16 protein-coding genes, 1 pseudogene and 1 other annotated feature are annotated in these 12,305 nt (G+C 41.2%); of the genes and pseudogenes, 12 read left to right on the forward strand and 5 right to left on the reverse strand.

The window, feature by feature from the left end; genetic code table 11:
- Window positions 1–254 precede the first annotated feature (254 nt).
- Window positions 255–791, reverse strand: a complete 537-nt coding sequence (locus BLV00_RS19675; RefSeq protein WP_093046656.1) for a DUF2179 domain-containing protein — start codon at window positions 789–791, stop codon at window positions 255–257.
- Between the two features lie 228 nt (window positions 792–1,019).
- Between BLV00_RS19675 and BLV00_RS19680 the strand changes: the two genes are divergently transcribed.
- Genes BLV00_RS19680 through BLV00_RS19685 form a run of 3 tightly spaced genes read left to right on the forward strand, consistent with a single transcriptional unit; the run spans window position 1,020 to window position 3,160 of the window.
- Window positions 1,020–2,417, forward strand: a complete 1,398-nt coding sequence (locus tag BLV00_RS19680) for a sodium/glutamate symporter (RefSeq protein ID WP_093046657.1) — start codon at window positions 1,020–1,022, stop codon at window positions 2,415–2,417.
- Window positions 2,404–2,601 (forward strand): hypothetical protein, encoded by a 198-nt coding sequence (locus BLV00_RS22180; RefSeq protein WP_218131915.1) that lies wholly within the window; start codon window positions 2,404–2,406, stop codon window positions 2,599–2,601. Before BLV00_RS19680 ends, BLV00_RS22180 begins: the two co-directional genes overlap by 14 nt.
- On the forward strand, window positions 2,555–3,160 hold the full coding sequence (locus BLV00_RS19685) for a lytic transglycosylase domain-containing protein (RefSeq protein WP_245729027.1): 606 nt from the start codon (window positions 2,555–2,557) through the stop codon (window positions 3,158–3,160). The genes BLV00_RS22180 and BLV00_RS19685 overlap by 47 nt, the downstream gene beginning before the upstream one ends.
- A gap of 47 nt (window positions 3,161–3,207) precedes the next feature.
- Here the strand turns inward: BLV00_RS19685 and BLV00_RS19690 are convergent, their stop codons facing one another.
- Window positions 3,208–3,759 (reverse strand): NADPH-dependent FMN reductase, encoded by a 552-nt coding sequence (locus BLV00_RS19690; RefSeq protein ID WP_093046659.1) that lies wholly within the window; start codon window positions 3,757–3,759, stop codon window positions 3,208–3,210.
- 178 nt (window positions 3,760–3,937) lie between these two features.
- Between BLV00_RS19690 and BLV00_RS19695 the strand changes: the two genes are divergently transcribed.
- The 4 genes from BLV00_RS19695 (at window position 3,938) to BLV00_RS22130 (ending at window position 6,198) form a co-directional block, all read left to right on the forward strand.
- The gene (locus BLV00_RS19695) at window positions 3,938–4,222 is read left to right on the forward strand and encodes a YkvA family protein (RefSeq protein ID WP_093046660.1); all 285 of its coding nucleotides are present in this window, start codon (window positions 3,938–3,940) and stop codon (window positions 4,220–4,222) included.
- Between the two features lie 62 nt (window positions 4,223–4,284).
- Window positions 4,285–4,704, forward strand: a complete 420-nt coding sequence (locus tag BLV00_RS19700; protein ID WP_093046661.1) for an organic hydroperoxide resistance protein — start codon at window positions 4,285–4,287, stop codon at window positions 4,702–4,704.
- A 686-nt stretch (window positions 4,705–5,390) separates the two neighbouring features.
- Window positions 5,391–6,017 carry a Type 1 glutamine amidotransferase-like domain-containing protein gene (locus tag BLV00_RS19705; RefSeq protein WP_093046662.1) on the forward strand — a complete coding sequence of 209 codons (627 nt, stop codon included), beginning with the start codon at window positions 5,391–5,393 and terminating at the stop codon, window positions 6,015–6,017.
- A gap of 25 nt (window positions 6,018–6,042) precedes the next feature.
- A complete protein-coding gene (locus BLV00_RS22130) occupies window positions 6,043–6,198 on the forward strand; it encodes a hypothetical protein (protein WP_176791752.1) in 156 nt (51 codons plus the stop codon).
- 49 nt (window positions 6,199–6,247) lie between these two features.
- Here the strand turns inward: BLV00_RS22130 and BLV00_RS19710 are convergent, their stop codons facing one another.
- The 3 genes from BLV00_RS19710 to BLV00_RS19715 all read right to left on the reverse strand — a co-directional run bounded on the left by BLV00_RS19710 (window position 6,248) and on the right by BLV00_RS19715 (window position 8,456).
- Window positions 6,248–6,886 carry a hypothetical protein gene (locus BLV00_RS19710; protein WP_093046663.1) on the reverse strand — a complete coding sequence of 213 codons (639 nt, stop codon included), beginning with the start codon at window positions 6,884–6,886 and terminating at the stop codon, window positions 6,248–6,250.
- A gap of 197 nt (window positions 6,887–7,083) precedes the next feature.
- Window positions 7,084–7,206: a hypothetical protein gene (locus BLV00_RS22600; RefSeq protein ID WP_281243082.1), complete on the reverse strand. Its 123-nt coding sequence runs from the start codon at window positions 7,204–7,206 to the stop codon at window positions 7,084–7,086.
- The gene (locus BLV00_RS19715; RefSeq protein ID WP_093046664.1) at window positions 7,203–8,456 is read right to left on the reverse strand and encodes a helix-turn-helix domain-containing protein; all 1,254 of its coding nucleotides are present in this window, start codon (window positions 8,454–8,456) and stop codon (window positions 7,203–7,205) included. Before BLV00_RS19715 ends, BLV00_RS22600 begins: the two co-directional genes overlap by 4 nt.
- Window positions 8,457–8,579: 123 nt before the next feature.
- Here BLV00_RS19715 and BLV00_RS19720 point away from each other — a divergent pair.
- The 5 genes and pseudogenes from BLV00_RS19720 to BLV00_RS19740 form a co-directional block, all read left to right on the forward strand.
- Window positions 8,580–9,043, forward strand: a pseudogene (locus BLV00_RS19720) (gamma-glutamyltransferase); the annotation flags it as partial.
- A gap of 22 nt (window positions 9,044–9,065) precedes the next feature.
- On the forward strand, window positions 9,066–9,638 hold the full coding sequence (locus BLV00_RS19725) for a chromate transporter (RefSeq protein ID WP_093046665.1): 573 nt from the start codon (window positions 9,066–9,068) through the stop codon (window positions 9,636–9,638).
- Window positions 9,635–10,165: a chromate transporter gene (locus tag BLV00_RS19730; protein ID WP_093046666.1), complete on the forward strand. Its 531-nt coding sequence runs from the start codon at window positions 9,635–9,637 to the stop codon at window positions 10,163–10,165. The genes BLV00_RS19725 and BLV00_RS19730 overlap by 4 nt, the downstream gene beginning before the upstream one ends.
- Window positions 10,166–10,226: 61 nt before the next feature.
- On the forward strand, window positions 10,227–10,838 hold the full coding sequence (locus tag BLV00_RS19735) for a metal-dependent hydrolase (RefSeq protein WP_093046667.1): 612 nt from the start codon (window positions 10,227–10,229) through the stop codon (window positions 10,836–10,838).
- 62 nt (window positions 10,839–10,900) lie between these two features.
- Window positions 10,901–11,133, forward strand: a binding site (T-box leader).
- A gap of 144 nt (window positions 11,134–11,277) precedes the next feature.
- On the forward strand, window positions 11,278–12,273 hold the full coding sequence (locus BLV00_RS19740; RefSeq protein WP_093046668.1) for a tryptophan--tRNA ligase: 996 nt from the start codon (window positions 11,278–11,280) through the stop codon (window positions 12,271–12,273).
- Window positions 12,274–12,305: the final 32 nt, after the last annotated feature.

Consider the following 12,305-nt stretch of genomic DNA (forward strand, 5'->3'; position numbering starts at 1 on the left):
AAAACTAAACCGCCTGACTCCTGTCGAATACAGAAATCAGGCGGTTGCATAACCCCGGTGTTTTTTCAATGTCTACAGTTTTGGGGCTTGACCAGCAGGCGATATACCGCTATGGGGGCTTCGTTTGTATTTATTCCAGATATTCAAGTCCACTAGTGGTTAATAACTATCTGCTTTTGGTCAGGAAAATCAAATTTGCTGCTAAATCACTGATGTTTTTGTGAAACCCTTTGGATTGTCTGGCCACCCTCTATTCAGGCGTTCGACTCCGCCTGTTCCTGACGTTTTTTCATTCGCTTGGTCAAGAAGCCGCCTTTGAAGGTACGTGGTTCGTACGAAACGACAAAAGCTTTAGGATCCATGTGATCAATAATTTCCATAAACTCTTTTTCACGGTTTCTTTTCGCCAATACATCCAGTCGATAACGGTGGTCTTCAATCCCTTCACCGACATAGGTGGTAACACCGAACCCGGATGCGCGCAGTGTTCGGACCAATTCCTCGTTTCGATTCATTAAATTAACCTGGAAAGTGACATAGCCGATTTGCAGTTTGGTCTCCAGAAGACTCCCTAAGAAAAGCCCGATACCGAAACCGAAAGCATACGCGACCATATTCCATATATTTGATAAATCACTAAATACCAGCCCTAAAGAAATAACATAAATAAACCCTTCAAAAATTCCAATGAAGGCAGCGACATTGCGAATTCCTTTAACGACTAAGATGGTGCGGATCGTTACAATTGGCACCAGTACTAACTGGGCAACAAAAATGATTAATGCTTCCATTCCAACAACACTCCAATAACTAAGACTTTTTAAACTCAATTATAATACTTCATTACCTTTAAGACTATTAAGGAAACTTTAATTTAATGAAACAAATAGCATAAAGCCGTTAAATTTGTGATAACTGAATGATGTTTTTTCACAATATACAGAATGTTTTCTATGTTTTAGAGATTAATAGAAGAGGGTATATTTCTGCAAGATTTATAAAGTAAAGGAGATATTCTTATGTCACCAGATCAGATAGGTTTTGCATTGATTTATATATCCATCTTTTTATTATTAGGAAAATTGATACGTATCAAAATCGTGCTTTTTCAGAATTTATTCTTACCTTCATCCATCATTGGGGGATTCTTAGCACTTATTTTAGGCCCTCAAGTTTTAGGGAAGTTTTTTTCTGGTGATGATTTCCTTGCAAATGGGGTAATGACAGAAGGGATTCTTCAGGTATGGGAAGCGTTACCTGGACTTATGATCAATATTGTTTTTGCAGCATTATTCCTTGGTGCTACCACACCTACACTAAAGAAAATATGGAATTATGGTGGGCCGCAGTTAGCTTTTGGCTGGGCGATTGGCTGGGGTCAGTATGTAATTGGTTTATTGGTCGTATTATTGATTTTAGTTCCGTTTTACGATATTCCCCCTATGGCAGGTGCTCTCATTGAAGTTGCTTTTGAAGGTGGCCATGGGACAGCTGCCGGTATGGCAGGAACTTTTGAAGAGCTTGGTTTCCCGGAAGCCTTTGATCTGGCGATCGGCCTTGCGACGGTCGGTATCTTATCGGGGGTTATTTTCGGTATCATTTTAATCAACTGGGGGATCCGCAGTGGTAAAACAAAACTTGTTAAAAGTGCAAAAGAATTTTCACGCTTGAAGAAACAAGGAATTATGGAATTCCAGAACCGTGAGCCAGCAGCAAGTATGACGGTGCGTCCGGAATCGATCGAACCTTTGTCGTTCCACTTTGCAATCGTCTCTTTGGCTGTTTTAATCGGTTATGTATTATTACAAGGGTTAATCTGGCTTGAAAGTGTGACTTGGGGCGCCTGGACAAACAGTGAAGTGATGACTTATGTTCCATTATTCCCTATCGCTATGATAGGTGGAATTCTATTGCAACTTATTTTTGATAAGACAGATCGTCATGAAGTGGTCGATCGCAGAATGATTGCACGTATTCAAGGTTTTGCGCTGGATGTCCTTATTCTTACTGCAATAGCTTCTGTATCGATTGATGTGATCGGAGAATACCTTGTTCCATTCCTTGTACTGGCAGTTGCTGGTATCGCATGGAATATTGCCGGATTTCTGATTTTAGCTCCTCGTATTATTCCAAAGTACTGGTTTGAACGTGGAATCGGGGATTTTGGACAATCCATGGGGGTCACAGCAACCGGGCTATTACTTATGAGAATTACAGATCCTGATAATGATTCACCGGCATTTGAAGCCTTTGGGTATAAACAGCTTGTATATGAGCCTTTACTCGGCGGCGGACTAGTGACAGCACTGTCTGTACCGATAGTCGCTCAATTCGGAGCGGTTCCTATGCTCGTAGTCTCTGCAATTATGTCAACCATCGGTGTTCTTACCGGAATCTTCTATTTTGGGAAAAAATAAAGGTGGTACTGATATAAAAGTGGCTAATGGTATGAAAATAAATATTTCCTGGGGAATATTGTTGAATGGTGAAAATAATTGTAAAATGTTAGTAACTAATAACGGAAGAAGCGGGTGGAGAGATGGATATAAGAAGTATGCAGCAAGTAATACAGATGCAAGCGATGTCAGCAATGAACGGTAGAAGAAGTTCCATGGCGGACAGTTTGATGGATATGGCTTTCCAAAGTCTTTTGCAGGCAGCTATGTCAACAAATTCTGAACAAAAATCACCATCTGCTGAGCCGGTGAATACGGTTACTGCTTTCCCGGATCAGCCAAATCCTGCGACCTTTTCATTAAATACTTCATCTAAATCCCCCAGTACAGAAAGGGAATCTATTGACCAGTTGATTGAAAAGGCTTCAAAGACATTTGGAGTGGAAGAAAACTTGCTTCGTTCCGTCATCCAGCATGAATCAGGCTTTAATGCATCAGCGGTCAGTCATGTGGGGGCGCAAGGACTTATGCAGCTGATGCCGAATACCGCAAAAGCGCTTGGGGTCACGGATGCATTTGATCCGCAGCAAAATATTATGGGCGGAACTAAATATTTGAAACAAATGCTTGATCGCTATGAGGGAAATAATGAACTTGCTTTGGCCGCCTACAATGCGGGGCCGGGAAATGTAGATAAATATGGGGGTATACCACCTTTTAAAGAAACACAGAATTATGTACGCAAAGTTTTATCGAAGGTATGAAAAAAGACCGCAGTGGAAAGATTCATCTCTCACTGCAGTCTTTTTGATCAGTCTTCAGATGGAAGATTCTTGCTCATTTCCATGTACTCTATAAAGACGTTTGCCAACACTTTCAAACGATTGATGACATCTTCGTCAATCAATTCACCCTGAGTTGAAAAATGATTCGTATGGGTGTAGACGTAATTTGGTGTTACCAGGCAACGGAAATAGTTAAGAATAGGTTTCAATTGATTTTCGATTACAAGGTGATGTTGAATTGTACCTCCATTAGCCACGATGGAAACCGGCTTATACCGCATTGCTCGTGGAGATAAGCCATCAAATAAGTTTTTAAGAGTCCCTGGGATCGATCCTTGGAAAATCGGAGTAGCTATAATATAAGCATCTGCTTCTTCGATTTGCTTTATCAGTTTTTGCATATCATCATTATACTGATCATTCGGCCGACCATCGATGAATTGCATATCAAAATCTTCCAGGTTGATGATGTCTGTCTCATATTTATCAGATACTTCTTTAATGAATTTTTCTGTTTCTTCTAGAAGGGTTTTAGTCTTATTACCAACGATGGTGCCGTTGATTAATGCAATTCTCATCCCTTTTCATCTCCTTTATCAGAAAGTGCCTGCCATTAGTTTAATGTTTTCTCAATCCATTGATAATGTTAAATCATTCGCTAGAAATTAGCAATTATCGACTCTGAGCGCATCGCATTTAAGATAAATTGAGTGAGAAATTGGGAACATACCTATTATATGAGAAGGAGATGAATGTGTGAGGTTAAGCTTATGGAGACGTTTAAAGTTCATTTTTCAAGTTCGGAAATCACTTCCTTTTTTAAAGGATTTTTTTACCTCAGAGGAAGTCAAGCGCTCTCATAAAGGGTTATCGGTAGTATTATTCCTGACTTACTTGGTTTTTCCGTTTGATTTGATACCGGACTTTATTATGGGGCTTGGAATTATAGATGATTTATCAGTACTTGCTTTCATACTGCAGCAACTAGTAAAAATGGCACCAGAGTCATTGAAGGATAAATATGGGCTTAGAAGCGTTTGAAAGACTTGAAAAGAAGGAATAACAAATAATGCTCGAATAATAAGTAGAGGAGTGATAATAAGATGAGTGATGTATTATTTACTGCCCATGCTACCGCGAAAGGCGGGCGTGATGGACATGTGAAATCAGATGATGGAATGATCGACTTAAATGTGGTGATGCCTAATGAAGAAAAAGATGAAAAAGGCACGAACCCAGAGCAGCTTTTTGCAGCTGCTTATGCCGCTTGCTATGATGGAGCTTTGAATCTTGTGGCAAGTAAAGAGAAGAAAGAGATAGAGTCAACATTAAAGGCTGATGTCAGTTTAATGAAAGACCCTGAAGATAATGGATTTAAAATAGGGGTTGTCTTGAATATAGAAATCAAAGGTGTAACTCAGGAAGAGGCGGAGTCATTAGCACAATCAGCCCACCAGGTTTGTCCATATTCTAAAGCTACCCGAGGAAATGTGGATGTGCAGTTAAAACCGAAAGCGGTATAATTAAGGAAGGCAAGGTCTTGAGTCATTCTGTGACTTAAGACCTTCTTTATTAAGTTCGCTCTGTAAAATCTCTTTACAGTTAAGCTCTCTTTTGCTGAAGACTCAGTTTCGAGAGAAACTGTTTCCGGTACGGTTGAGGTTCTCTGGAGATCCGGGAAATCACTCGCTTTCCATGGGAGTACGGTGAGCTTCCTCGGGCTGAAGCCCTGCGGGATCTCACCATGTACTTTAATCCCATAGGAGTCTCGCAATTTCCCGGACCTCCTTGCTTTTATAAGAGAAACGGAAACATCGGTAGGTAGAATCATTCAACCATAGTAACAGCTACAAAGAGGGCTTGTTTCCTGAATCATTGGGCCTTGTCATGCAGCGAATGTGGGAGATATCTTCTTACAATGTAGGGTTCCTTCATCAAAAAAAACGGATAGGGTGGCGGGGAAACGGTGAGACTCCCGTGGGAGAAGGAGCTAGGCAAGACCCCGGAAGAGGAAGTCTGAGGAGGCTTGCCAGTTCCCCCACAGGAAAGGGCGAACCGTTTCCCAGCCTCCCTTCTCCCAATTAGGCGACGGACCCAAATTATCTCGAAATCAAGTCTTCGACTTTTCTGCCCAATTATTGAATAAGGCTTTTATGAAAAATAACTACAACGTTTAACTAAGAGCGTTAGTTAATAGAGGTGATAAGAAATGATACGTCTAGTGTTACTGAGTGAGTGGAAAAAATCTCTTCCAAGTGATCTAGAGCAGAGAATTATGACTCTGGTTGGTAAGGATAAACCCAAGTTAGGTTATATTCCATCCCAAACAGATCCGGAACGTACATACTTTTACCCTGCAAAACAGCAGCTTGATCAAGTTGGTTTTGTTGATTATCTATATTTTGATGTTGACGAAGCGTTTGAAAAGAAGCTATTGGGGAATTTAGGTAACTGTGATGCAATATTTTTATCTGGTGGTAATACTTTTCATTTCTTAAGTAGATTAAGAGAACGGAACATGCTTAGCTGGCTCCGTGACTATGCGAAAAATGGAGGGGTGTTGATCGGTGTAAGTGCGGGTGCCATGATTTTGACAGAAAACATTCTGGCAGCTGACTATGTGGATGCCAAGTATGTAGCAGGTTCAACCTTACATCCATCCGAGTATGGAGGGGCAGCACTGGCTGGTTTTCACTTTTATCCGCATTGGCAGGGAGATTCTCGGCAAATGGAAGCAGTAAAGGCATTAAAAGAAACAGGAAAAAAACCTATGCCTGCCCTGATGGGAGTGGAATTGTCCTGGAAGGGAATAAGCGTGAACACTTCGGCCATGTGATTGAATTTAAAGGAGGGAACGAGTGATGGAAAGCATCATCGTCGTATTAGTAATATTGATATTACTTGTAGCGAGCATCAGCTGGATGGTTCGTTCCAAACGAAAAAGCACGGCACATGAGGTGGAGGCTGAGAAAGATATGGAAAAGGATCGTCATCAACAAAGACCGCCAATGCCTTAACCGCAGGGAAGGAGACCAGCTTGAGCTGGTCTCCTTCTGTCCCCCTATTTCAAATCAACAAGACCAGTAATTGTTTGGCGATAAACAGGGCAACGAGTAAGCAAATGATGGTGAGAATCATCAGAAAATGTTGAATATATTTTTTTAGAAAACTAGCAGTATGATCTGCTGTCTGCTGGAATGTTTCGTTCATTTGCGGCTGTTGCTTATTCCGGATCATATAGCCTATGATGATCACTAATACAATCGTTAAGGAGTTGAGTTGTCCTTCCTTAAAAAGTTGGTTCAATGCTTTATCGTACAGTAAGTAGATGGGATCTTTTACGATTGGATAATAAGTGGCCGGGCTGATAGCAGGTACATTTTGGGAGTGAGGGGGAGAGGATGGAGTTTGCACGGAATAAGCAGATTGATTAGATGATGTGTGGTTGGATGTGACAGCCCTATCTGTATTGATCTCACTTTCTTTGTCTATAGACTTGTCAACCTTTAAGGCGTTTGATCCAGATGAGTCACCTTCGGACGTTTGTGGCGGTTCATCGCTTTTGGAAAGGGGGACGGGAGACTGGTCAGATGCTTGGACATCGGCGTTCAGGCTTTTGGAAGTTTGATCAGCGTGAGTAACCATTCCGCTTACAATCAGGCCTGTACCTAAAGAGACAGCAACGAGAAATGTTTTCATCGTCATTTCTAGACCTCCCTTTAATTGTTATACTATAAATATATCACAAAATTCTGACAATATTATTGGGAAAGAAGAGAAGGGAAGGTGTTGAAAAATAGCTGATTTTGGACGAGGTTGGGAAAATTATCAACATAGGAAGGAAGGGAGAGAAAGGGCAAGAGAAAAACCGTCTTGATTAAGACGGTAAGATTAAACATGAATTAAACATTACCCATGGACTTTACCTCGGGATAATCAGAATCATTTCCTGCCATGTCATGGGAGGCATACCCAGCTGTGGAGACTAAAAACAAGACACCTAATACCAAAAACAGCTTCTTCATATTAAGACCTCCTTCCCCTGAAAATCTGATTGAGCAGCTATTTTAAAGTACTGGGCGGAAAGTTTATATTTCTTATTCTCAAAGTAGATTTCCCCCAATAACTTTAAAGCGTCTTGATATTCCGCAATTTCATTCGCTTTTTCAAAGTAAGGGATGATTTCTTCTTTTAATGTTTCTATAAAAATCTCTTGTAATAGCGTCCCTTCTATTTGGTGAAGTAAGATAAAGTGTTTATACAGGTATTTGAGATCTTCAAATTCCGCGGCTACTTTATGACCTTTTTCAGCATAGAATTTCGCTTTTGGTATGTTTTTGACAGAATAGTGGGTGAGCGCAAGTAAATACAGCGTGTTGGCAGGGTTCGTTTGTTCATTTTCTTTTAAACACAGCGCTGCTTCTAAGTAATCTACAGCTTCCTCATGTTGTTTATTATTTATGCAAATATAGCCAAGGTTATGATACACTTTTGCCCTGACCACGTTTGTTAAATAGCCGTTAGCCGAATGGAGTATTTTTTGAAAGTATTCTTTGGCTATATCATAGACATGGAGCAAATTATAGTTAATGGCAATCAACATACAGCATTCGATTACTTTTGTGTAGTTGAGGGTAGTCTGGTACATATCCAATGCTTTTTCTGCGTATAAGATGGATTCTGCGAAGTTTCCGAGTCTGCTATATACATATCCCATATGATAGTAAAGCTCGCTATCATCCAATGGCAGATCTGCAATCGTCTTTTTGGCTTGCTTCAACTCTTTTATGGAGCAATTCCATTCATTTTCCAGCAAGTAATAATATCCAAGTATTTTATGGAAGTAATAGTGATATTCCAGATTTGAAGTTTCTGCGATATTCTGTAGAATGGCTATTTTTTGAGAGGGGTCATCTAATTTACCGAGGGTGAAGGCGTATCGGAATTCAAAAATCATAAACAAATTGTTCAATTCAGTATGAAAATTCTTTGCCAGCGATTCAGTGAGTGATTGGTGAATATCTGACATGGTAGTAAAATCATTGTTCTTGATGGATTCATGCCAACTATGCAGGCGATCGTAAATGACACTATCGAAAGAGTCGTTGAGAGAACTTAGTTCAAGTCCCAGCCGCTTACCCAACAGTTCATAAATCTCATCACTCGGTTTGATCAAGTCATGTTCAATTTTGCTCAAGTAAGAAACCGAACATATCCCAAAAGCAAGTTCTTCCTGAGTCATCTGCTGTTTAATCCTCTGTTGCTTGATTAACACTCCCTTAATGGTAACCCCCTCCTTTCTATATTTTCAATATTATACCAAATATACGAACGCTTGTGTTTTTTTCGACAAAAATAGAAGAGAGGGTAGAAAAAACACTTTATTTTGCTAAAATATTTGGTTAGTGGTACAAGGAAAGGGATAGCTCTGCAAAACAGAGGTCTTAATTTTTCATTCGACCCTAATCATGTCAACGCACTTGAGGGTGGTAAAAGAACTTTCCATACGATTATTCCCTGATTTCTTACAAAGGAAAATCAAGCAGTAGGACCCTTCGGTGTGATGGGTGGCTTCGTGCAGTCCCAGGGTCATATACAAGTAGTAAACCATTTAATCGATTATCAGTTGAATTCACAAGCGGCTTTAGATGCGCCGAGGTGGCAAAGATAAACAAGTAATCGTGGAGCCGGCCTTTCCAAAAGAAGTGGCACAAGCTTTGGAGAAAAAAGGTCACCATATCAAGGTAGCACTTGACTCAGGGACGTTCGGCAGAGGCCAGGTCATCCTCCGTGATCAACAAAACCGGGGTTTTAGCTGGCGGCACAGAATCACGTACAGATGGGGCGATCGCTGTCTGGTAGAGCGGGAGAAGGGTGATACAACGTGACACAATGGCATTTATTTTTAGCTTTTTTCAGGGTTGGTATGCTGGGGTACGGAGGTGGCCCTGCATCCATCCCTTTGGTACATAAAGCAGTGGTAGATAAATATCAATGGATGGATGATAATGAATTCGGTGATTTATTGGCATTAGCAAATACGCTTCCAGGTCCGATTGCTACGAAGATGGCTGGATATATCGGCTACCGTGTCAGTGGCTGGTTCGGTCTTGTCAATGCGGTGCTGTCTACCATCATACCCACCATCTTTTTAATGATCATTTTATTGACATCGTTATCGACTATCCAGGACGCTGGATGGGTACAGGGAATGACCAGTGCTGTCATGCCGGTAGTGGCTGTCATGCTGGCAGTGTTGACCTGGCAATTTTTCCATAAGGCTAAGCAAGGAATGGGATGGATTCAGACTCTGGCTATGTCTATCGTCATCTTTCTATTGCTTACTTATCTTAACCTCCATCCGGGAATCATTATCGGACTTTTATTGCTGGCCGCAGTGGGGAGAAGAGAACATTCCCATACCAGGGAAGAAGAGAAAAAGGAGGAGGAAGGATGATATACTGGCAAATCTTCCTGTCGTTCTTTATACCTGGGATCCTTGGTTATGGCGGTGGACCTGCTTCCATTCCTTTAGTAGAAAACGAAGTGGTCAAGCGCTATGGCTGGATGACAGTCCAGGAATTCAGTGAAGTGCTTGCTTTAGGAAATGCGCTCCCGGGACCAATAGCCACGAAGATGGCTGGCTACATCGGTTATGAGCAGGGAGGGGTTCTTGGAGCATTTATTGGAGTCTTTGGTGCAGTAGCCCCATCTTTGCTAGTTATGGTTTTCTTGCTGGGTTTACTATATAAGTATAAAGATTCTCCTAAAGTACAACGGATGACCTTATATGTCCGGCCTGCTATCGCTATTTTGCTTGGTATCATGGCATGGCAGTTTTTTGCTGAAGCGCAAATGCAAATAGGGTGGCTGCAATTGATTCTGATTGCCGGTTCCAGCTTCCTTCTGATTGAGCGAATGAAAGTCCATCCGGCTTTCGTCATCCTCCTTTCGCTTGTTTACGGCGCTGTGTTTTTAGGATAATATTGAAATGGCCTCCACTTGTGAGGCTTTTTCTCATTACATAATAAAGAGGTTAGACATCATGTTAGCAACTGGACACCAAGTCTTAGGCTTCACCTTCGGGGTGATTGCCATCACGATTTTACAGCAGTTCGGCATAGCTCCTGTCCACACGATGGATGTCATACTGTTTTTTGTATTCGTCCTTTTCGGAGCGCTCCTGCCTGATATCGATACACCGACCTCCCGGCTCGGAAGCAAGTTCTGGCGATTACTGATTTTACTTTTTCTGATCACTTTATTAGCCTATCTATTTTTCCCGCACGTGCTTAATACCTACCGGGAAGACTTGAAGATTTTTGTTATGATGATGATTCCCATTTTAGTAATGCTTCGTGGACATCGTAAAATGACCCATTCGATTCTGTTTTTAATAGTAATGTGGGTGTATTGCCAAGTGATTGTTGAATGGATGCATGTGCCCTGGTTCTATTTATACGGCTTACTCGCCGGTGCTGTATCCCATCTTCTTGGAGATTATGTTACCAAAAAAGGGATCCCGTTATTTTACCCTATATCGAAACGGCATTTCCGGTTTATTTTCACCTTCCGTACAGGATCCGTTACAGAAAAAACAATTGTAACGATGTTGGTGATTTATAACGTGTGGGTATTGATCATCAATGCTACTTAATCTAATCAGCAGCAGCCTATTGACTTTTATAAGTAAATTGAGTAATATTTTAACAATTCAATAATTACGCTGCGATGAAGAAAAGTAGGTATTCCCTTCCTTTTAAGAGAGCTGATGGTTGCTGGGAATCAGTAAGGCAGGGATAGTGAATGGGCTTCGGAGCGTTCGTGCCGAAAGTTTTAGTAGGTGCGACGGAGCTTCCGCCGATAAAAGGAAGTCCATTGTGTTTGCTATGGAAAAAGTGCGCATGATTTATGCGAATGAAGGTGGCACCGCGAGAGTTCTCGTCCTTTGATTGAATCAAAGGATGAGAACTCTTTTTTATATTTATGAAAGTTTAACTTTGTTAAAGGATTAAAGTATAAGAAAAAAAGCTTTCGCTATAAGTACTTGGCGACAAGCCAAGGTTTTCTAATTATTTGGAAAGGGAGGGATCAGTATGTTACGGCGTACCATTACAGGTGTAAAGCCTACAGGAACACCACATGTCGGGAACTATATCGGAGCGATCAAGCCCGCTTTGGAACTGGCAGAAGATGAACAACGGGAAACTTTCTATTTCATCGCTGATTTACATGCTTTGAATTCGATTCACGATGGAGCACAATTGAAGCAATTGACTTATGAGGTAGCTGCAACATGGCTTGCTTTAGGCCTTGACCCGGAAACCTCGATGTTTTACCGGCAATCGGATGTGAAAGAGTTGGTGCACCTGCAATGGATATTGAGCTCCGTTACCAGTAAAGGACTGATGAATCGAGCACATGCGTATAAAGCAAAAATGGATGATAACCTTGCGCAAGGGAAAACAGAAGATGATGGCGTCAACATGGGTCTGTTCAATTACCCGATTATGATGGCTGCTGATATTCTTCTTTTCCAATCGGATGAAGTGCCTGTTGGTAAAGACAATATTCAACATATCGAAATGGCCAGAGATATTGCTGGCTCCTTCAATCATTTTTACGGGAATACATTCAAGCTTCCTGACTTTATTGTTGCCGAAGAAACAGCTGTCATCCCTGGTTTGGACGGTCGTAAGATGAGCAAAAGTTATGGAAATACGATCCCTTTGTTTGAAGAGGAAAAGAAGCTTAACAAGCTGGTGAACCGGATAATTACGGATTCTGCAGCGCCGGATGCCCCAAAAAACACAGAAGGATCAACGCTGTTTTCGCTTTTTCAATCGTTTGCAACAGATAAAGAAACGGAACAGATGCGACAAGCTTTTACACAAGGGATAAGCTACGGGGAGATCAAGAAAGAGTTATTTTCTGTCATGAACCGGAAATTAAGCGAACCGCGAAAGAAATATCAGAATTTAATGGAAAATAAAGCCAAAATTGAACAATTGCTTTCAGAAGGAGCGGAAAAAGTACGACCGATCGCTAAAGCAAAATTAGCTGAAGTCCATAAGAAAGTGGGCCTGCATTAAACTTTCCCTTGCAAATATTGTGGTAAAAATGA

Source organism: Thalassobacillus cyri (genome assembly GCF_900107755.1).
Taxonomy (GTDB): Bacteria; Bacillota; Bacilli; order Bacillales; family Halobacillaceae; genus Thalassobacillus; species Thalassobacillus cyri.